The 24,474-nt window shown below is 58.2% G+C and carries 1 protein-coding gene (cut by a window edge); it reads right to left on the reverse strand.

The features are described from left to right. Positions 1 to 24,474, reverse strand: the 3' portion of a protein-coding gene (locus Pla52nx_RS24005; protein ID WP_197455016.1) for a hypothetical protein. It continues 3,219 nt past the right edge of the window; only the last 24,474 of its 27,693 coding nucleotides appear in the window; its start codon lies off the right edge, out of view — the gene reads right to left on this strand; the stop codon is at positions 1 to 3.

A 24,474-nucleotide genomic window follows, 5' to 3' on the forward strand; every position in this document is an offset into this window, starting at 1 on the left:
TTAAAACAGTGTGTCCACGTCGTCGTCGCTGACGCGTTTCATCACGCGGTCGGTCAATTCGGCAAAGAACCAATCGCTGTCACGTCCGCCGTGAACGTAGTCTTCGCTGCCGTCCGCGGTGATGGCTGCGGAAAGCTCATCGATCAAGCTGCCGATTCGTGTCGACACCGCTATGCTGTCGTCCGACCAAACCGACATCAATCGGTCCTCGTCGACTTCGCCCAATGAGTCGGCGATCAACAGGTCTTCGCCATTGCTGCCTTCCAAGCGGTCTTTGCCCGATCCACCCACCAGCACGTCGTTCCCGTCGCTTCCGTGTAGGCGATCGATGCCAACTCCGCCGGACAGGAAGTCATTTGCCTTGCCACCGCGCAGTTTGTCATTTCCGCCACCTCCGTACAAACGCAGCGGAATCGTCAGCTGTCGATCGGCGGCGATGTCATCGTCGCCGTCACCGCCAAAGATATCGATACGGCTGATGTTTTGGTACAAGGTGGTCGTGAACGGTCCTCCCGAACTGTGGCGTAGCTCCACCGAGTTGGGTTCGCCTTTGACCCAAATCAGACGAATGTCGTCGTTCTCGCTGGTGGCTCCGAATACCAAGATCGACATGCCGGGCTGATCCAGGTCGGCGATCAATTGTGCCGCGTCGACAACGATGGGAACCGTTCCCGATCCGATGCCGTTTTCACTATCGGTCGCTGTGACCGTGGCAGTAAAACTGCCCGAATGCGCCGGGGTGAAGCTGAAGGTAGCCCCGATGCCACTGTCGATCACTTGTCCATTGGAGTCGGTGATCTCCCAGATGAAGTTCGGCGTGGCACCCGGTGGCAGGTCGCTGATTGCAGCGGTCAACGTGATCGCTTGGCCGCTCACACCCGTTGCGGCAGTCGGGACATCGACGATTCGTGGAACCAATACCGGCGGATCCACCGGACCTGGATCAACGGGCGATCCGCCGCCGGAATTCCAAGTGGCCGGATCGGCGACTCCGTTGGCCGAGTCGATCAAGAATTGGGTTTCGATCGGCGTGATGTTGTTGAAACGGAACACGCCGATCTCGTCTCGCAAATCATTTCGTGGGAAATCACCGCCGTCGTCAAACAATCGATTGACGCCGCCGTCGGCTCGCAGGCTGTCCCTACCACTGCCACCCATGATCTCGTCGTCGCCGTCGAGTCCACGAATGTTGTCGTCGCCGATCTGCCCCAGCAGTTGATCGTTTCCATCTCCACCGTTGATTCGGTCACCATGCAGCTCCAATCGGATCTCGGCCAACGATGGATCATCGACGTAGTTCTGCAAACTGTCGTCAAAGTAGCCGATCTGATAGCCGCTGCGGTCAAGTGTTACTTGTCTGGGCAAGTCGTCCATCATCATCGGTTGGATGATCGCGCCGTTGTCTCCCAGAACAATGTCATCTCCATCATCGCCATCGATTCGGTCCTCACCGATCTCCCACCGAGCTTCGATCATCCCGATCCGACGTTCTGGCATCAGGGCGTCGGCCACTGTTCCGGTGGGTCGTGCGCGATCCAGTTGAGCCAAATGGTTCGCGTTCACCTCGGCTCGCTTCGCATTGGCAATCTGGTCGAGCAGTTCTTCGACGTGAATGTCCAAGTCTCGCAGTTCGCCGGCATCCGCAGGCGACTGCAGGACCATCGGTGTGACGATGATTCCTCGGTCGCCCAGGATCACGTCGTTGCCAAGTCCGCCGGTGATCTCGTCCAGATCCAACAGCCGATCCAGTGATGGAACAAAGGCGATCCGATTGGCTGGCGGAGCCGCACCGAGTTGCGTCTGCACGGCACCGCTGCGGGAATCTTTGCGAGCCTGCAGATCGGATTCCAAGTTGTTGGTCAACACACGCAGGCTGTCTTCTAAAGCCGCAAGCGGTGCGCCAGAGATTCCCACCGTAACGACTGTGTCCGGCCAATCCGCTTCACTGCCGGTGACCAACGGTGCGATCAAAGTCCCTTCACCACCGATGATGGTGTCGTCACCGGCATCGCCATCAATGTCGTCTTCACCCATGATCAGACGATAGTTGTTGACATAGTCGGCGCTGGCAGCCGTGATGGCTGGCAGACTTGGGCGAGTCGCTCTGGCATCATCAAACATGCGTTGCAGAACAGGCAAGTGTGCCAAATCGACCATGGCTGCAGCGTCCGTGGCCAGGATTTCAAAGCCACTGAGGTAGTGATGCATGGCGGCAGCGTTTTCCTCGACGGTTCCGCCACCGGGCAGCTCTCGGGTCATTGGCATTTCGTAATAACCGTTGTCTCCTACGATCACGTCTTGCCCGTCGCCGCCGCTCAAATCATCGCCGCCGATTTCAATGTCGCGATCCATCACGATGACACCGTCGATCTCATGGTCCACAACGGCTTGGTCCAAGGCTAGTCCCTCCAGCGAATGCATCAGCGTTGCGATGCGTTGCTTGGCTGCCCGCTGAAGTTCCTCCAGGGGTTCGATGTCGGTGTCCAGCTCGCTTTGTGCGATGAAATTGTCACCAAAGATCAAGTCGTCTCCCGCATCGCCTCCGATCGTATCTCCACCGGCCAAATCGTCGGCGTGGCCGATGACGGTCGGCGTCAAGGCAACAGAAGGCGTCAGCAGCAGTCCGTCACCCGTCGCGATCGAATCGTTACCGGCGAGCCAAGACAGTTCGGCATTGACACCTGAAACGCGGTCCCAACGGGGTTCCTGGGCAATCAGTCCGCCCGGTTCGGCGGTCATCTCCGGAATGATGGTTTGGCCGATGCTGGGCAGGTTGGGAACGATGCCCGTCAAGTTGCTGGCACCGGCATCAACGCCGATTAGCCGGATGCCGTCGATCATTTGCGACAGATCGCTTTCATAGGGAACCGTGTTGACACCGTAGTCACCGATCAGTGTGTCGTCGCCCGCGTCACCGTTGATCTGGTCGGCACCACGTTGTCCCAAGATCACGTCATTGCCGTCACCGCCACGCACGATATCGTCGTCGGAATCCACCAACTCGATCAACAAGGCAACCGTTTGCCACTGACCGGACAACGGATCGATCTTGCGTTGCCCGTTTGGCAAGTTCACACCAGCCAAGACGATGCGATCGGCATCCAAGATTTGACGTGCCGCATCAGCGGGCAGACTTGCCAAGCCGTTGGGGTCCAGCGGCAGGATGTTGCTGATCCGGCCTACTTGTTCGGTAACGATGTCGCGGTGCCATGTGCCGTCGGTGTCCAACTGTGGTGTGCCGTCTGCGTTGAAATCTCGCAGGATGAGTCCGGCATCGGCGAGGATGTAGTCGCGTCCGGCACCGCCGTCGATGGTATCGCTGCCCAGGCCGCCAACGATTTCGTCCGAGTCGTCTTCGCCCAGAATCTGGTCATCACCGCGCTGGCCGATCAGGATGTCCTGAGCTTCGCCGCCCATCAGGATGTCGTCGCCACCGATCAAGTCCTGGTCGTCAAACGGCGTGATTTCTCGGATCGCGATCGTATCAAACGGCGCGAGATAGTTTTCCCAGGTGCCAAGCTGCGGCGACAGCAAGGTCCGCGTGATCAAAGCATTATCACCCAAGATCACGTCTTCGTCTTCTTGACCGTCGATCGTGTCATTGCCATCGGCGCCGAAGGGAACATTGTGTCCACCGACGAGGTCGTCTTGTCCCAGACCGCCATGGATGGTGTCGTTTCCTTGGCCGCCGAAGATGAAGTCGTCACCGTCGTTGCCCTGGATCACGTCATTGCCACCCGCATCAGCGAGAGTAATGAAACGACTGATCGCATTGCGATCCACCGGTCGGGTGTAGTCGATTTCACCGTGGTCGCCCAGGATCACGTCATGTTCGCTACCTCCACTGATCGTGTCGTCCGCCGTGCCGCCGAAGATGATGTCGTTGTCTGCGTCACCATTGAGGATGTCGTTTCCGCCAGCGGTTGGATCGGTCACGATGATTTGATCCAAGGTCGCCGCATTGCCGTCACCGATCAGGAAGTCAATTTTTCCGTTGTCCCCCAAGATCGCATCGCGTCCGTTGCCGCCATGGATCGTGTCGCCATCGGCACCACCGAGCAAGATGTCCTCGCCGTCTTCGCCAAAGATCGTATCGCCACCGGCGACCACGGACACACTGGTCAGAATTCGGTCCAGCGATCCCGGCGTCGCCCCCGACCCGACTGGTTCCAGATCGTAATCCAAACGTCCGTCGTCACCCAAGACGATGTCGTTGCCAGCGCCGACGTTGATTTGGTCACCCGCGTAACCACCCAAGACAATATCGTCTCCGCCGCCGGTAGTGATCGTATCACTGCCACCACTGACGAGGTCCGTGGTTTCCAGGGCCAACGCGTTGCCAGCGTCGTCGAACGTCGCGTTGCCGTTGTCACCCACCACGATGTCGCGAGAGACGTCGCCTGTCAGGTCGCTGCCGGCATCAATTTGGTCACCACCTGCTCCACCGAACACGACGTCGGCACCCGCAGCGGTGTTGATCAAGTCACCAGCCCCATCGTCGGGATTGGTCGTGGTGATCAGCGTCAGGACGGAAGCACTGCCTCCGGTAAAGAACACCGCCAAGCCGTTGTCACCGAGCACAATGTCGTCACCGCTGTCGTTGCCGATCGGCGACAAGTCCGCTCGGTTGACATCGATGGCATCGCTGCCAAACCCGCCCAAGACGATGTCGTCACCGTTGCCCACGGTGATGTCGTCATCACCGCCGACTTGAGGAGCCGTTGTCGTTAGGTCGGCGATGATTCCCGCGTTGGAGAAATTCACCAAGCCGTTGTCGCCCAGCACGATGTCGCGAGACGCATCCGTGCCGCCTGCCAAGATCAGATCGTTGCCGACGCCGCCCAGCACGATGTCGTTTCCGTTGTCGACGTTGATCAAATCCCGGTCGCCGTCAGTCACAAAGGTCGTTTGGATCTGAGTCAAAATGGATCCTAGACCTCCGGTATAGAAAACCGCTGAGCCGTTGTCACCCACCACAATGTCGTCACCCGAATCGGTGCCGATCGGTGCCAGGGTGGACCGGTCGACATCGATGGCGTCGGTTCCGATGCCGCCGAAGACGATGTCGTCTCCGTCGCCGACCACGATATCGTCGTCACCGCCGATGGTCGGATCGGTTGTCGAGATATCAGTGATTCGACCGTCGGCCAAGAAGTTCGCAAAGCCGTTGTCGCCGACGACGATGTCGCGAGCAACGTCGGATCCGGCGTCGATGTCATCGCCACCGTCGCCGCCGAAGATCACGTCCGGGCCGGCACCGGTCACGATGATGTCTCGGGCACCTTGATCAGGTGCGTTGGTTGAAATGGTGATCAACACATCGTTGCTGAATGTGGCTTCACCACCGTCACCGACCACGATGTCTCCATCCAAGGACGATCCGCCCGTGATGAAATCACCCGCAACGCCTCCCAGCAACACGTTTCTCGCATTGCCGGCAGTGATCGTATCCGAGTCACCCTTGGTCGGCGTCGTGGTCGCGATTCGCGTCAGTTGACCGGTCGCCGGATCGAACTCCGCGATACCTTCGTCGCCCAGTGCGATGTCCGCCGCATTGTCGCTGCCGGCAAGCAGCGTGTCGGCACCTGCACCACCCAGCATGATCTTGCGTCCGACACCGGCGGTGATGAAATCGCCTGCACCGTCATCAGCTGCGAACGTTTCGGCGGTGATCAAGTAGCCGAAGCCGTCCGTGGTATCAACGTTGCCCACATGACTGAAGACGAGTCGACCGTTGTCACCGACCAGAATGTCATCGCCCGATTCAGGTGTTTGCGGATTGGCCAAACGATCGTAGTTGATGTAATCGACGCCGAATCCACCAAAGATTCGGTCGTTATCGTCACCACCGTCGATCCGGTCACTGCCACCCACGGTCGTGGATTCACTGCTGGCCGTGATCACGGCGCGATTGGTCAGCAACAGCAGATCGGTTGACGCCGCAATGTCGTCGGCAAAGGTTCCCGGATCACCTTCGTCCGCGGGACGAATTACACCCAGTGTGATGCTGCCGTGGTCGCCGAAGATCAAATCGTTGCCGGCGCCGCCGAACAAGTCATCGTCGCCTCCTGTCACAGGATCTTGATTCTTTGGCAACTTGGTCGCCGTCGGTCCATTGACCGGGTTAGGGGCCAGCATTCCTGTTGGAACCACCTCGATCGACAGGACGCTGGTGGCGCGATCAAACCGAGTCGACAGGTTAGCATTCAAGCCGCTGTCCCCGAGGATATGATCGTTCCCGTCGTTTCCTCGAATCGTGTCGTTGCCAGAGCCACCCAGCAGCAGGTCATCGCCGCTGCCGCCGTTGATGATGTCGTCGCCTTGACCCCCGTAGACGGTCACACCTAAGGTCGAGGTGATGTTGAAGACATCGTTTCCAAATCCGTCAAACTCGATCGCGTTGGGGGACCCAAAACCGGATTCACCGCTGTATCGGATGCCGTCTTGGAACGTCTCGCCCAACAGGATCAAAGGAGCGTCCACGTCGTTCTCGATGTCCAGGTCGCCATCGACACCGGCACCGGAAACATTGAATGTATCGTTGCCGCCACCGCCGTGAATGACCGTGATCGCCCCGGGATCGGAACCGGTCACGTTGATCGTGTCGTCACCTTGGCCGAGCATGATCTCGACAATTTCCAGATTGTAGTGGTTGATTCCTGCGGGAACATGGATGCCACCGGTCGCGGTCCCGTCGTCGGTTCCCATCGACAATCCCGAGATGTTTGACGCGTTGACATTGACGACGTCATCACTAACGCTGCTGTCGTTGAATACCAACAGACGGTCCGTCTGTTGCAGTTCATCCGTTGAGTCCGTTTGGTTCGTCGGTGCAACGGGTGCTTCGTAGGGCAGCATGATCGCGGGCGACAGACTTCGAGACTCCGTGCCTTGGCCACCGTCGATCATGATGGGTCCGCCCATTCCACTGAGAATGTGGTCTTGAAGGGCAAAGTAACGCAGCGAGAGATCCGGAGAGGTGGATGCGACAGCCGAAACCGTGACGGTGACGGGCAGATTCCAGTTCGTTGCATCAAAGATGATGTAGGGCTGCGGATTGTCCGCATCCGCCGGCATCACTCTCGGTCCACTGACAGACGTTTGGCTGTCCGGCAATAGACCGATCCGTACCGGCATGGTCGGTCGTCTGGTCAGCCGGACCGTATAATCATCTTCACCGGCAGGCGGAGTCTGGCCAGAGATCACGAGGGTCTTGCCATCGCTTTCTTCGATGAGCACACCGGCCGAGTCGTCGTCGTAAACGCTGACCAGCAGGTCCGTGGTTTTGGCATCAGCCGCATCGTTGAACTTCGGATCGACACTGCTGATGCTGTGCCGGATATTGCTGATGCCCGTATTCTCGACGTCCGTATCATTCACGGCGACGACGATGATCGTTTGCAGTTGATTCCAATCGGCCTTTGCGATCGTGATCTGCGACGTCGTCAGTTCGACGCGGGTCAATGCATCGATTTGGTGATACAACTTGACTTGATCGTCGTGGTCAAAGTGAACCACGACGTCTTCCGCCGGTTGGCTGGTCAATTGGACCGTGTAGCGATCCTCCAATTGCCCGTCAAGGGTCGGATCGGCCGATCCTGTCGTGCCTTCGACGACCACCGTCTCGGCATTCGTCTCACGCAGAATCACGCCGCCTTTGTCATCGTCAAACACGGTGACCTCGATGTCCGGCAGACTGACGCTGTTGAGCCTGGAATCCGTTGACAGCATCGAATGATTGATGCGGACCAAGCGTTCGCCTTCGATCGCATTGTCGCTCTTGGCGCGGACACGCACCGTGATCGGGTCCGACCAAGTCGCATCGCTGCCCGCATCGAACACCAGGACAGCAGCCGACAGCCATGTGTTGCCGCCATCGATCGAGATTTCGACCGTGTCACCCTGATTGCCGTTCTTATCTTTGTTGCCCGTGCTGGCACCGGTTGCTGAGATGGTCAAATAAACCTTGGCTCCGGCATAGAGACTTCGGTCCACGGCCATGCCGATCGTGTAGGTGTCGAAGTCCCCCAGCAGGTCTTCCGTGACAGCCACTTTGCCATCGAGATTGTCGATGACGACGAAACCGGAGTCCACTTGTGCAGAGCTTTCTAGTCCGGCGATGGTGGTTTCGACACCGGGAGTCAGGATGCCATCGTATTCCCCTTCGGTGATCGACCCGTCTGCTTCTGTTTGAGTGCTGGAGGTATTGTGGTTGATGACACCGCTGCGTCCGTCCTGTCTTGCGCTGACGACCGGTTGCGTCACATCGCCACCGATGCTGATCGTGTCGCTACCCAATCCACCGATGATTTGATTCACGACTCCGGGGCGGGTCGACATGATGTAGAAAGTATCATTGCCCTCCAGGCCGTCGACTTCGATCGTTTCTTCGACACCATCGACTTGGATGTTCAAACCGGCGCCAAAGATGCCTTCGTCGGTGATCACAAACACGTCGTCAGCCTCAGAGCCCACCGCGGTGACGCGGTCGTTGCCGTCACCGCCGTTGATGCTGACCGGGGCGTTGATGTTGTATTCGATGTAGTCATTGCCATCACCGCCTTGGACAACGGCCTCGGCTTCGATGATGAATGCTCGAACCAAGAACGTATCGTCACCGGCTTCTCCCTCCATCCGCAATCCGGCTTTGTTGCTGAACACGGTGAACGTGTCGTTGCCTTCGGCTCCGTACAACACCATCGGCATCGACACACCATAGCTCAGGTGGCCGCGAGTGATTGCGTTCGTGCGGATTTCATCCCCGATCAGGACTCCGCTGGCGTAGGCCGTCGCGCCGGGTGCAAGCACTTCGGTGCTCGGATTCGGATCGAGCCCAAAGACTTGCCCGATTTGGAACCGGTCGTCCCCTTCACCGCCGTCCAGCGTGGTGATCACGCTATTGTCATCGCTGACAAAGTAGTCGTCGCCGGCATACGCGTTCACTCGCAAGCGGGCGTTGATGGTTTCGTTGTAGTCGATGCGTTCAAAGGTGTCGGCAAGTTGATCTTCGCCCTCGGGTTCGACGGCAGACTGTAGCAAAGCGACGAAGTACTGGCGAAGCAAGAAGATATCGTCATTGACCGTTCCGTGTACCAGCAAGCGGTCCGCTCCGTCATCCGGATCACCGCTGTCGTTGAAACTGATCCGCTCGGATCCGCTGCCGTCCAACTGCACTTCATAAACATCAGTCGCCCCTCCGCCATCGACGTGATATCGATTGGTATTGAGTCCGACGATGTAGAATACGTCTTCGTCGTCACCGGTAAAGATCCGTGTGACGGGAGCATTGATGTTTTGACGCAGGTTGATCGAGACGCCCGTGCCGACGTCGGCATCGAGCAACTGATCGGCTGGCAGCAACCCGGCAAACTGAGGTGCGTCGGCATGAATCACAAACTCGCCACTGACGGTGACATTGGCACCTGAAAGAATGTCGACGTCGTCACCGACGATGAACTTGACGTTGCCGTCGGCCACATTGATCGAGCTGAGTGAGTCAATCAACAGTGTCTCGTCCGCACCCGCTGTATCGATTTGCGTGATCCTGATGTCGCCGGCCAAGGTCGATGAAAGGGCGCCGACCAACACCGCACCGGAGACTTCGGTGATGTATGCCGATCCCGGCACATTCAGATTCATTCGTCCGTTGGGTGTGGTAGCCGCTGCCGAAGTGTTGATCTCCAGGTCGTTGCTGACCGCTCCGATCGAACCACTGCCGCCCATACCAGCGAACAGATTGATCAGTCGCCCGTTGATATCCGTCAGTGTGTCCGATTGAGCGTCCAGAATGTCGCGTTCCGCCCACAAGGTCACGTCACCGACTCTGGAATCGACAAGGCCGATACGCAGGTCGCCAGCGGATTCTGCTGCCCAGATGGAGAGTCCGGCATCGAGGTTCACAACACCGTTGGCGGACACCGAGGTGTCGAACTCCAGCGGATCGACCTGCTCACCGATGGTGTCACCCGCGGTGATGTTCAAGTTCGTCGCGCGGATATTCTGTAAAGCATCTGGCAGCGAATTGGTTGTGTTTTCACGGTTGTCATAGACACTGCGTGTCGCGGTCAAGTTGACCGTGGCGTTGTTGGCCGTGATCTGACCGACATGAATGTCACCTACGACATCCACCGTCACGGTGCTGCCGCCGGAACGCAGGTCATCAATGTACAAACGCAATTCGTTTTGCAGGAACACGCTGCCGCCGGCGTCGACCGTCAGATCATCCAGCAACTGCATCACGATCGGAAAACCAGCGGCGCCGACGTGGCCGCCCGCAGTCATTGTCGCATCGTCGGTACGGATGTTCCACTGCGTCAGGTCATCGTTGGCATTGTAAATGTTGCCCGAGGCGTTCAGCGTGATCGAGTCGTTGGATTCCAAGCGACCGATGCCCATGTTTCCGGCATCGACGATGATTTCGATATTGCTTTGTGATGACACACGAGACACCTCCAGATCGCTGAACGCTACATTCTGTCCCGCAATGATGTCCGTGCCGCCGAGTTGGCGGACATCGAAATCGCCGATCGAAGCTCCACTGAGTACACCACCGGGTGCGACGCGGATCAGCAAGGGCGTATCGCTCAGTTCGCCTCGCACCACGTCGGCTTCGAGGCTGACATTGCCACCTGACAAGATCGCCGGTCCGGCGTCCAGAACCGCGCCCGGAGCACCAGCGACTTCATCGTTCGTCAGATCGACATCAACGATGTCGCCAGCAGCTTTTAACCTCACGTCGCCCAACGTATTGATGTCGTTGATCCGCATGTCATTCGCGGATTCCAGTGCGATGTTGCCAAAGGCGTCTACGAACAGTTCTCCCGAGGCGAGGAACTCCAGATTCAGATCGTCGGTGACTTGCAAAGTCAGGCTTTCGACAATCGTGGTGTCTGCGATGAGCTGACCGGTCACCAAGTCAACGGTGCGGAAATCCGCCGGATCCGTTTCCGGAGGATCCAACGTGTCGATGGTCTGATGATCGACAGTGATTGGCTGCCAGAGTGAAGTGTTGTCGTACTGCTGAATGGTCAGATCCAGCGAAGCGTTGCCGCCAAGGTATCGGTACCATCCATAGAAATCGCGATTGTGCTGAACCAACACGGTCTCGCCTGTCGCGATCGCAACGGCCGTCGTCAGCCCGCCGGTCTCAAAGTCCGGCGTTACACGAGTCCAGTGTCCATCGCCAAAGTCCACCGACTGCAGATCGACACCCGCAGCATTGGGGCCGGTGTACTGGTATGTGACATAGAACAAACCGAGTACATCATCCACGGTCGCTGATGCGATCAACGCTTGTTCGCTGACCGACAGTCCGTCATACCCGTTCTCCATGTCCAAGGTTTGGATTCGAGACAGGCGTCCGATTCCCGTGATAGGGGCAACGGTGGGTGACGTGTCACCGACGGAGAGATAGATGTCTCCACCGAGAACGTTTGCGATTTCGGTGCTGCCCGTTGTGTTGTCCGTGCGAGCCAGTTCAGGTGTTTCCGGGTACAAGAATCGTCGCAGCGTTCCGGAAATCGGGCTCGCCAAACGCGTCGCGTCGAGGACTCGCTGATCGATGATCGCGTTCTTTTCCGCGGTCGTGTACAGGAACACAAAATCGGGATCGTACGAATTGTTGATTTGATCCGCGGTCAACGAACCCGTGTCATCGGCGGGGTCGATCGGATCCGTGGTGTAATTAAATCGCAGCAGTTTTTGTCCGCTGGTAAATCCACTGTCCAGCGGCACGATCTGTTGTGAGGCCGGATTGGCCGGGGCATGCGGCGGCGCGATGGCTGCATCGTAACGCGACGGTGCCAGTTTGAATTGAGTATTACTGACGCGAATGATGTAGTAGGTGGCGACCGGGCCGACGTACTCATGCAATTGTCCGGCGCTGTCGAAAACGAGGTCACCGTTCTCAATGAAGACTCGATCCGAGGCGGTGAGATTACGCACGTCATAGTCCGCCGTGACGGGCGTCCAACGTGGCGAAACGGCAAAGTTCTCCGCACGCAGATTGACACCAGCCTCGTCGGCGGCACCGAAACGCACGTAGTTTCCGGAGGCGAGCCGAACGATCTGGCCGTACGCCATGTCCACCAACTGGGTAGCTCCGCTGCTGGCTTGGACATGCGACGCGGCGTCTGGCCATGCAGGTCCAGAGATCGTTTCCGTCGCAAGCGTCAGGCCAATATCCAGAGAGATCTCGGCACCTGTTTGCATCCCGTGTGGCGTTGTCGTGGTGATCACGTCGGTTGCTGTATTCACCGATGAGATGATTAACTCCGAGGGAGCATTCGTGCGGGTCGCCTTGCGGAATCGTTGCCAATAATCGTGATAAGCGCGAGTGAAGCTCGATTCATCGTTGATGATCGAAAGCTCGGCTGATTCCGTCGCCTCCGCTCCGAACAACGCCAACTTTGCATTCAGGGCATCGATCTCGGCTTGAGTCGGCGGCAGGAAGACTTCCGTGATTCCGTCGTAAATGTCACCATTGAGCGTTGTGAGATAAATGTCGCCGGTGATCGAGCGAACACCGACGGTTTCATCCACCGTGTCCGTCGGCCCAGTCTTTTGGCTGAATTCTTCTGGCGAAACGATGATCAACTCGCCATCGATCTCGGTGATGAAGATGTCTTTTTCGGCGTGTGCTGCCAAGCCACCGTCACCGTTGGTGTTGCTGTTGATCTTGATCGGGCGTGATGACGTACCGATCGACTCGCGTTTGGTACGGATCTCGATGCGGTTGCCCGTGATGACCGTGCTGTCATCTCGTGCGACGATCCCATCGGCCGCGTTGATGTAGATGGTGCCGCCGGCGGTCACGGTATCGATCGTCAGCAGGCTGCCCGAGCTGATGGTTGCCGCGGGAGCAAAGGCGCCCTTGCTCGCTGCCTTCTTCGCGCCACTGGATGCTGGAGCAGGGACGAGCGTGTTGTTGATCGCATCGATCGTGATGCTGCCACCTGCGACGACGTAGATCGGCTCGTTATTGCCTTCGATGTTGACGTTGACGTCTCCGCCCGTGGTGATGCGAGGCGAGACTCCGTAGAATCCCACCACGTCGGCGCCCATCAGGCTGCCGTCACGAGAACTGAAATCAACCGTGCTGCCTTCGGGGACATCCACGTCACCTTGCAAGATGATATCACGGTAGCTGTCGATATCGATTGACGACACCGTGTCGCCACCGACGAAACTGATGTTGATCGGATAGTCCGCTTTCAACGTGTGCGTGTAGTAGTCCGTCTGGCCGGTGATCGTGGTGACCTCCGTGTGCCGCGTTTTCTTTCGCAACCAACCGCCGCCGGTTGTCCATCGACGGGTCGTCTCTGACTCATTCTTGAAACTGCTCAGGGTCGTGTTGCTGGCAATGATGCCCGTTGTGACGAGTTGCCACTCGTCCGTGTCTTTATAGTTTTCGCGATCCAGAATGGCTTCCCGATTCATCGAACCGATGTATCTGTAGTGTTGGCCAACGCTCACGCCGACATTGATGGGGTCACCGTTCGCGTTCGTTGTCGCCAGCCCCGCGTCGATCTTGACCGTGGTCACACCACTGATCAGATCAACGTCTGCATCCGGAGTGCGGCTGTATTGGATCGTGTAGGCATCCCCATTGGCGTAAGTAGGGACTTCATAGATGGGCGATCCATTCTCTGAGAATCCTGTGGCGACCCCTTCGGTGCCGAGGACTTCTGATTCCAGCAGCGGTCGAGCATCACGGAAGTTAACGGTTTCCCATTTGAAACTTCCGTCCTTGACCAGGTTGTCACCAAAGGAGTTGTCGCCGACGAGGTTGAAACTTCGCTTCTCGTATTTGCGAACGACAATCTGCGTCTTCTCTTGGCCTTCCACCCAGACGTATTGCAGGTTTCCCTGCCCAGAGACAGCTGTCAGTTGATTGGTAACCCCTGGGTGATACTGCATCGACGCGCCGGTCGTGCTCGTCGTTCCTTGTGACACGTATTGAATGGTCGAAACCTCTTCACGTGACACGCCCGCTGGGGGAACCACCAGCGTTCCAACGAAGTGTTCTTCCTGGATTCCGGTGCTGGTGGTGGTGTAGACGGTCTTGATGCCGAGTGACGAATCGATGATCGTGATCTTGCCTTCGCGATCCGTCGTCGTGTCGATTTCGTTGAGCACGAGTTTGTATCGGCTTCGGTTGTCAATCTTGACGTTGGCATGACCGTAGGCGGCGACCAATTGTCCGTTTCCGGTGCTCATGATCTGTCCAGCCAACGTGATATCGCCGCCGGTGGGTTTCAGATCCCGGATGACGATCGATTGATTCGCCACGTCGACGTAACCGTTCACGGGGACATCCACGACGTTGTCCGACGGATTGCCAAAGTTGATCCCAGGCAGCGGCTTGCCATTGGAGCCCAGCAATGACGACCGATTGGTGGGGACATAGAAGTTCTCGGCGACGTTGACGGTGATCGTGTCCACGCCGCTTTGGATTAGACCGTTGATGTTCAAATAGCGGGCTGTGACATTGATCGAGCCTTGCGCGACGATCTCGGACTCATTTTCATTGATGGCTTCGGCAAGTGTCAGCTGCGATCCGGGAATTGGGAGCTTGATCCGAAAATTGCCCCATCGAAACGTTCGGTAGCGTTGGGTTTGGACGTTGGCTGCAGAGCCGAATTCCAACCGGGCTGTGGAACCATCGTAACGGAAGACTTGTGTGCGAAAGAATTGGTAGTCGAGATACTGACGCGGATCACGATTGGTGTGAAACCAGTCTTCGGTGTTCAGATTGAAGTCGCGACCGGAGATGATGCTGACACTCGCCCCGCGAATCTCGCCGCTCACGCTGATGCTGCCCTCGAGATTCTGAATCGCCACCGACCCGTTTTCGTTGACCACGTCGCCGACGATGTACATGTCTTGGGGAGCTTGGATCTCCAGGGGGACTTCATAGCCATCCGCACTCGTCGTCGTGATCTCGTACGCTGCGAGTGAAGACGGCGAATGCAACACCGAGATTTCGGACTGACCGAATCCATCATCGTTGACGCCGCCCGGTTGCTGCTCCCAGTTGATGAACACGTTTCCAGGTGTCAATTGCACCAGTTCTTCGTCGATCACCGTGATGCGGCGGTTATCCCGCACCACGACGTCGTTGACGATCGGCATGAAGGGCGTCGAGTTCTCGACGATGATGCTCGAACCGCTGCGAGCGACGACTTCGCCGTCCAGTGGAGCGTTCTTGTCGGACATCTCGATGAACACCGAACCTGGAGCCGCATAGATGTTCGGCAGGTTGATGAAGATCGCGTCGAGTTCTTCCTTGACGATCGTCTTGGTTTCACCGTTGACGGTTTCGTCTTCGGCAAAACCCAGATCTTTCATCAACCGGTCCACTTCGGCCAGCTGGACTTGATATCGCGCGATCGCTTCCGGATTGTTGCTATGACTCGCCATCCAGGTGAGGATTTCCTCACGCTGAGCCAGCAGCAGGTTGCCCAGATTCTTATAGGACAGCGTCGGTGAATCCAGATCGCTATTCTTGATCACATAGAACTTGCCATCGAGCGCGTCGCGGAAGCCAACGGCGATGTCGCTCTCATAAACGCCGGCACCGCCGGCATCGAACTGGCCTGCGGTGGCGGTGTAGTTGTCTGGATCTGCGAGGAACAAGTTGACCTGAGCCAATTCGCTGGCCGTCAGCGGTGCCCAACGCGTTCGGTTGCTGTAGTCTTCGCTCTCCAAGGCGACGTCAACCGTTGTGACCAGTTGCGGCACGAACTTGTAGAACGCATTTGGGTTGGGATCCGTCACGTCACGAACGACGGTTCCGGTAGAAACGCTGAAGGCCAACTCAGACAGGTTCAGCGGGGCAAAGTGATAGTTGAGGTCACGATCCAGATCGAGCCCGGTCGTCGCCTGGATCCATGCGTAGTCGTCATCGGATGAGATCTTTCCGGGGTCGTTGGCCGTGCCGGCTTGGCCCTCTGGAGCTCCCGCCAAGCGCGCGGTGGTGATGTCGGCGACGCCAGGGACGAGGTCATTGTTTGGTGTGTCATCGATCTTGTCGATCACCGTCGAGCGGATCAGCAACAAAGACTTGTTGTACAGGCCGGCTTCGACACTGGCTCCTGAGGCGACATTGACGGCGCCAGCTCCGCTAATGGACGCTCCATCGGGAACATCATATCCGTAGGGCACAAACGAAAGTGACATCACCATTCCGTCGGTCCTAGCTCGAACCGGAATGCTGTCGCTGCGTTCAGCGATCAAGTTCACATCCTGGTACGCTTTCAATGTCGACGTTCCTGTCACATTGATGGTGTTGTTCCAGTCAGCCGTCGCGTTGGGGGTCCCCACCGCAATCGATGGACCGAGCGACGCGGTCGTGATCTCGACATTGCTAAAGTGGCTGATCAGGTTGGGAACCTGAAATGCATCCCGGCCGGCTTGCAGATTGATGTTGGCACCGCGAAGTTCCGCATTGTTGACCGTGACGATATTGTCCGAATCCGAGTCTGCGTTGGCGTCCGCACCAGCACCGACGTTGGCACCTGCGGCGAACATGTTGCTGCTGGGACGCAGTCCGATGTCACTATGCGTCGCCATGACGATGTCACCGGAACGATTGATCAGTTTGGCACCGTCGATGTTGATCAAAGCATCGGTCACCGAATCGATGTTGGAAATGCCTGTCGTGACGGCGAACCCCGAGATGGCTTCGATCCGCACCACATCGGTGGCTTGAGCAACGGTCTTGGACTGAAGTTGCAGGACGCCTGGCGACTCATTGGTTCCCGCGACGTCGATCACGGCACCTGGGTTGACCTGAATGGATGCGATGAAGGGATTGGAACTGGTTCCCAAGTCTGTGTTGCTGAGCAGGACCGTGGTTCCAACCAATCCGGCGGATCCGCTACGCAGGTTGCTGCCGCCAAAGTCGTGCTCTTTCTCAACATCGTTGGTGGCATTGAAAACGACGTTGGTCGCGTTGACGTGAGTGTTCGCACCGACATCGACGCGAGCTTTGGTGGTGACTACGTTTCGTGTGCCGCCGCCGGCGCCTGTTGCCAAGCCGACGCTGTAGGCATCGGCTGCGGAGTCAGTTTTCTGCAAGTTCGCCCCGGTCATCGCCAAGGCATCGACATCGATCGTCGCACCGGTTCCGATAGACGCCAACGCGGATTGTGTGCTGGTGATCTGTGAGTCGGCCGCACTGACGGAAACGACACCGCCACCCGCTGCGATCGTTTCGGCAACCAGTTCGTCTTCGGAGGATGCTTGGATCGAAAGTGACGACGAAGTGATCGTCGTGTTGTCGCCCACGTGCGCCTTGACTTCGTCGACTCCGTAACCACGGCCTTGGTCGATCGTTGCGGTCATTGCGCCGACGGCGATCGCGCCGAAGGCACCGCCGTCGGCGTCCGCTCGAGCCTTGTTCTTTGCGTCGGCGAATACCGTTACGTTGCCACTGGCCAGAACGCTACCGCCGTCGATGGTGGCATGTGACGAAGTCGAGATTTCCGCAGTCGAGTCGTTCCCGACACCGGCACCGAGCGAAACGGCAACACCAGCGGACTTGGTTTTCTCGATGGTCGCAACCGACTCACTCGTTACGTTCACATCCGTCGCTTCGATATTCGCGTCGCTGACCAACGCGCTCAGTGTGCTGCTGATCGTGTTGTGAACAACGACTGCACCAATCGCGGCACCCAAGCTGATCGAAACCGACACATTGGTCGCGTCGGCTTCCAAGTACGCATCCTCGTGGGCGGCAACAGTGACCGTACCGTCGCTGCGGATCGGCATGTGGCTGCCGATCGACGCGTTCACGCTGTTGTTGATCGTGTTGTAGATACCGATGCCTCCACCACTGAGTCCGACCAATCCGGCAGACACCGATGCCGTCACGGCGGTGATGTCATCGACGCGGGCTTTGGAGCCGTCGGCTGAGATCAGGACTTGATTGCCGGCAAAGACCAAGTCATCTGCGTCTCCGTTGATGTACGCGGAGACGGTGTTCTGAATTGTGTTGTTGATGACGCTGGCAGCGATGCTGGCCGCGCCCAAGCTAACGGACAACGAGGCGCCCACGGCGACGGCTTTGCTGACATGACTCTTTGAATCCGCCACGACTTGAACATCCTGGCCGGCGATGACCGTTGAATTCTCGATCGACGCTTGAATGTCGCTCGCCATCAAGCTGCTGGCTTCGGCCCCGCTGCCTGCCACGGCAATCCCGATACTGGCCGAAATCGCAACGCTACCGGCAGCGGATGTCGCATTGATCGTTTCAGACGATGTTGCTTTGACGTTGACGTCCGTCATCGCCACGACGGTTGAGTCGGTGATCGACGCCAATGTTCCATTGCGAGTGGAATCGTTCGTGTCCGTGCTGCCGATTCGGTTTCTCGCGATCGAAACACCGATGCTGCCGGCGCCGGCGAACACGGCACCACTGACCGCAGCGGAAACCACGATGACCTCGGCATCGATGGACGATGTGTTGTCGGCAGTGACATTCACTGCAATGGGAACCAGGTTTCCGTCGCCGTCCAACGTGAAATCTGGTGCACTGGATTCCACATGACTGCCATAGACGATCGCAATCACACGATTGTCGATATCGTTGATCGCGTCCGCACCGGCACCTGACAGGGCCAAACCGAGCATGCCGAACGCAGCCGACAAGGCAGCAGCACTGGACGATACTTCGATCGTGGCATTCTCAATGGCGGAAACGGTCACGCTGCCATTGGTTGATTTGACGCCGACGTAGGTCAAGTCGATTTCGGGCGTGTTTGGATCATTGATCGCTGCGACGACTTGTGTCTGAGCTCCTTCGATGAAGGCCTCAATTTTGTTGGCAATCTCATTTCGAGCGATCGAAACGCCGATCGCCAGGCTGGCTCCACCGCCGGACGCACCAAAGGAACCCGCCAGTGAAACCGCCGACGCCGTGGCATCGATTGTCGAGTCATCCTGAGCCATGACACGAACCGAGTTTCCGATCACTCCGAAGTCGGCTTCCTTCGGGGCCGCTGCAGCAACGGCGCCGTTGGTGTCGATGTTTGTGAAATCAAAGCTGTCCGCGGTCGGGCTGCCGTCTCCATGAATGGATGCGCGAACGTGGTTCGTGATTCGGTTGTACACACCGACGCCACTGCCCGCGCCGGCGAATCCGACCGAGCTGCCCGCTGCGACCGCGACACTGGCGGCTACGACGACCGCATCAATGGTCGAATCGGCAACGGCATCCACCGTGATGTCGCCGTCTGCGTGAACGGTCGTGTCGGAGATCCATGCCTGCGTTTCACTGGCGCTGGTCTGCAGATCGGCTCGCCGCCAAAGTTCCTGGCGATTGAAGTCCGCGGTCCTGAAGGTTTGCGATGACGATCCGATGAATTCGTAGACGTTACCTGCACCCGGGCCAGCGGTCAGCAACACCGTGTCACCAGGGGCCACGGTGATGGGAGTGGTTCCACCGGTTTGATGAGTGGCAATGCCGCCGAAATTGGACTTGTAACCGATCGTATTACGTGCCAACGCCGCACCGATCGCAGCGCCCACACCCGCGTTTCCACCCGCTCCCACACCGGCCGCGATCGATACCACGCGGGCGTCGATGTCCGAATGGGTCGTGGCATCCAAGTCGACGTTGCCGGCGACACGCAATTCGCTGTTGGACACCCAAGCGTTGGTGCGGGTTGTGATTCGGTTGGTCGCTTCTGCACCCGCACCGGCGATCGCCACTGATGCTTGGCTGCCCACGGCGACGGATACCGAGGCGGCAAAGGCTGCTGCATCGATCGACGCGGATTCGATCGCCGATACCGTCAATGTCTGAGCAATCGGAACCGTCAGAGTTGCCGGAGAATCCGGATCGTCGGCATTGAAGTCCGGATTGGGAATCTCTTTTGTCGTGTTCAGTTCTGAGTTTTGGACGCTGGCCGAGACAGAAGTATCGATCGTGTTGCGAGCCAGACCGACACCGATGGTCAGGCTGACACTGTTGCCAGTCGTCACGGACGCCGCGATGGAAACGGCTCCGGCGACCGTCGAGATGCGTGACACGTCTCGTGCAGTGACGGAAACATCGCCGGTGATCTCGCTCCCTGACACCAAACCAGAAATCAGAGCGACCGCGTCGGCTGCAATCTTGTTGGTTGCGTTGGCCCCCGCGCCACCAAGTCCGACACCCAAGCCACCGCTGGGCGATGCCGCCACAGCGACCGATGCGCTGAAAGCGATGCTGTTGATGGCTTGAGCCGTTGTCGCGCTGACCTCGACATCCCCCTGGATGTCCAGCAATGTGCTGGAGACGGTGGCGGTGGACGATGCCGCATCACGTCCCCCGCTCGTGTTGAAACCGACAAAGTTCTCCGTCAGGGCGACACCGATGGCGGCAGCACCGGATGCACCTGCCGTTCCGATCCCGGCTCCGATGGACGCCGCCACGACTGTGGCCGTGATTCCCTTGCTATTGGATGCAGTCACTTGCAAATCGCTGCCAGCGACCGTCGTGTGGACTTCGCTTGCGTCGATCGTGGCGCTCGTTTTCGTCGTCACAACGTTTTCAGAACTCGCGCCGGCGCCGGAAAGCGAGATCGCTTTGTCGGAGACGGACGCCGCCACGCTAGCAGCTGCGGCAACGGCCGAGATATTGTTCTTTTGAACAATCAAGGCGTTCCCACGCAGGGTGATCGTGTACACGTCGCCTTGCTTTTGATCCACCACCATCCATTCACGGCCAGCAGCGTTCTGAGAGATCCGCCAACTGTCGGAAAGGATCGGACCGAGTCCCAAATCAAAGTTGTTTCTCAGTCGGGCGGCCAACGCTGTGTCCAACGTTTCCTCCGTCGCCAAGCGATCCAAGTCCGCAGCCGAAATCGCATTGGCGCCGCTGGAGTCCAGCGTCAAGAAGTCCTCCTGCTGGCTCGATGCGTTGACCGTGACGCTGCCCGCACTGTGAATGATCGCGTGTTCGATATTTGCATCGACGGTGTTGCCGATTTCGTTGTTGGCAACGGACGCCCCCAAGGCGAGACTGTACCCGCTACCCGCGGGTGCCGACGCGATGCCGATGCTGGCGCCGATCGCGTAGGCCTTGATGATCGTTTGGTCTAGTGCCGAGAGAGTGACATCCGCGCCACCGGTCAAGTCCAACTTGGCGCTGCTTTGACCAACGAGCTGTGCCCCAATCGTTCGATGAATGTCATTCAAGGCGACTGTCGCATTGCCGGCGCCTGCGGCTGAATTGCCGGCCGGGCTGGCAGCGAAAGCGACCGCGCCGGCCAAGGCCAATGCGTCAATGCGAGCTTGGCTGTACGCCGTGATCGTGACCGCATCATCTGCGTTGATACTGGTCGTATTGGAAACGTTCGCTTGAGTCATTCCACCAATGTCATTGACGGATACCGCCGCACCGAACGCACCCGAGACGCTGGTCGGAGAAACCGGCAGCCCGTTGGCTTGGATCCCCAACGCGACCGCACCGGCGTCGCTACGGATCTCGCCGTCGTCGATCGCCGAAACCGTGAACATTCCGCCCGATCGGACAACGCCACCGTCGATGCTGGCGACGGCATCCAGCGTGAGATTGTTGATTCCGACGGTGCCAGCCAATCCGAACTGTCCGAGTCCCAGCGACATCCCGATTCCGTGGATACGTGGCGTGCTGTGACTGGAGACAACGATGTTGCCATCGGCGTCCAGCGTTGCTGCTCCCATCGCTTTTGCATTGGTCCGACTGGTGATTTCATTCAAACCGACTGCGGCTCCGACGCCCAACTGCCCACCCCAAGTGACACCGGCACCTCCACCGATGGCGAGCAAATCCGAATCATCATGAGCCGTGATGCTGAGGTTCCCGGCGGCGTCGAAATGTGAGGAATCGGCGATCGCGTCCGTGTTCGTCGTGATCGTGTTCCAACTGAAATTGCCCGCGATCGCGCCGCCTTTGGCTTTCAAAGCTCGGCCTTCTGGCGTCACCACCGCTGCCGCCACGCTGGCGCTGAATGCCAACAGGTCGCCCGAGCGATCCGCGTGAATCAATACGTCATTTGCCCCATTGACGTCAGCGCCGGTCACTTGAGCCGTGGTCGTCATGTCGATTTCGTTGCGACTAAACGAGCCAGACAAACCGAACGCATTGCCGGCAGCGATCGAGATGGCAACGGCACCGGAGACAGACAGAACGGTCGTGCTATCCGTCGCCTGAACACCGAAATCACCACCCGTCAGGTCGATGGTGCCGGTCGTGTCCACGATCGCTTGGGTGACATTCGTGATGTCGTTCCAAGTCGTATCGCCAGCGATGCCGACGGCGGATTTGGTGAGGTCTCCGACGCCCACACTGCCGCCAGCGGCCGACTGAGCATTCTGTACTTTTTTGTTGGTATTCGATGCAAAGGCACCAGCGATTCCGAATGTGTAAACGCCTCCACGATTGTCCGCGTGAATGTCGACGCTCGTCACATCAACGTCCATCTGCGTCGCACTGCTGCCGGTGCCATCAGGCGCGGCCCCCAAGATCGCCTGGGTGTTGCGATCGATGGTTTGCAGTCCCACCGAGACGCCGGCGCCGACCGTCTTGGCTCGCTGCACGCCACCGGTCACACCGACATGCAGTTGCTTGGAGTCGCCGACGATCCTTAACTGCCCGGCGTCGATGATCACACCATCATGGATATGTGCGATGGTTTCGCTATCGCCGTCAAACTGCGTCAAGCTGCCGGACAGCCCCAGTCCGCCTGATTTGCCGCCGGCTGTGGCGATGTTGATGTTCAAGACGTCTTCGTTGGCATACACATGCAGCTTGCGATCGGATCCGGTGCGCACCCGAGCCCCCGCCTCGATCGTTGCTTTGGTGACATTGGTGATCGACTGAACGATAAACGAACCACCGATGCCAACGTCTCCTGCCTGGGTGCTGCTGCCAAAGGTCTTCACGACGTCCGGCGAAGGCTTTATTTCCAAGCGTCCTGCAGCATTGATCAATCGCATTTGTGTGATGGCATTGACCAACACTTCTTGGGTGTCCGCCCTGAAGCCCGCCTTTTGATTGATCAGCGCCCCGGTCCCGATCGTTGCAACCGATTGATTGTCGTACTCGGAGTACACCAGTCCACCAGTGACCGCAAATCGTGCCGCGCCGTTCTTGCTCAGTGAGTCACCGGTTGCCGCTGTCGTTGCATTTCCGGCGAACAAGTTGGGCAGACCCGCAATCAGGATCAATATCTGCCCCATGGTGTCGACGAACGCATCATTGCTGTCGAACGTGTCTGCAATGTTGGAAAGATCCACTTCTCGCAAGAAAAACGGATAGGTGACGTCGGAGACCAAATCCAGGCTTCCTGATGCGTCGACCTGCGCACCCGATTGGATCACCGCTTCGGCCGTGTTCTCATAGATCCCGATGGAGATCGCTACGCCTGCGGAGAACTTTTTCTGCGGCCTTGGCTTTCCGGGGATACCGCTATCGGTTTCCGTGGTGCCGACCGCTCGAGTGGTGACTTTATCACGAATCTTTGCCGAGATGATCGCGTCACCGGACGTTGTCAGTTCGGCATCACCGGTAATGGTCGTGTGAACGTCGTGTGTCACCAAGTTGACCGCGAGACCGGCCGAAACACTGAACATGTCGTTGGACTGTCTGGTGCCCCGTAATCGATCTTTGTTTGCTCCAAGCGCGCTAATGTTGCTCGTCTGGGCAATCTTTTGAGAGCGTGCGCCCGAGCGTCCCGCGAGCAGTCCGGCAACAAGCGGTTCGCCGCCCAGGGCACTTTTGCCGACCGCCTTGTTGAAGGCCCTCAGCTTGCTGCCGACGCTAATTCCAGTCGGCTGGAATTCACTGACCAGTTGGTGAGTCGAGCTGTTGCCGGCAAAGGACCAGGGCAAGGCTTCGTTCTGCTCAGCCGATCCCGGTGACTCGTTCAAACGAATCGTGTTCGCGTCGACGACGGTGACGTAGTATCGCTCGCCGTCACTCAGTCCACCAATGGGCCGGTCCGCAATCGTCACCTCGGATGCGATCAAGAACGCATGGTTGCCTCCCAACGCAGGACCCGTCAGGTCGATCAGATTGTCTCCCAAGTCGGTCAACGAAAAGTGATCCCCGTCCAAGACCTCGACTTTGTACTCTTGGCCAGGTGTCAATCCGCCGATCGATGAACTGCCCTCGCGAACATACACGACATGTTGTCCGTCACGGAGTCCGTGACCGGCCAAGCGAATCGATTCACCCAGCGGGTCAACGATGTCCGGATCCATCGGGTCCGGCGCGGGCGTCAGACGTGAGTTGAGGTTCAACGAAGATCCCGCAGTTGGATCAAAGGCCAGGAGCGACGAACTCCCCACTGCGGTTGCTCGGGCAGCAACAAAACTGATCGTGGCTCCTGATCGATCGCCCGTCTGAACCTGAAAGTTGTGACTTTGGTTGGCAACGCCGGCACTTGATAAAACGATCGGCGTCCCGGTGTCCTTGTCCAAGAGCGAGATCACGTCGCCACT

This window comes from Stieleria varia (assembly GCF_038443385.1).
Taxonomy (GTDB): domain Bacteria; phylum Planctomycetota; class Planctomycetia; order Pirellulales; family Pirellulaceae; genus Stieleria; species Stieleria varia.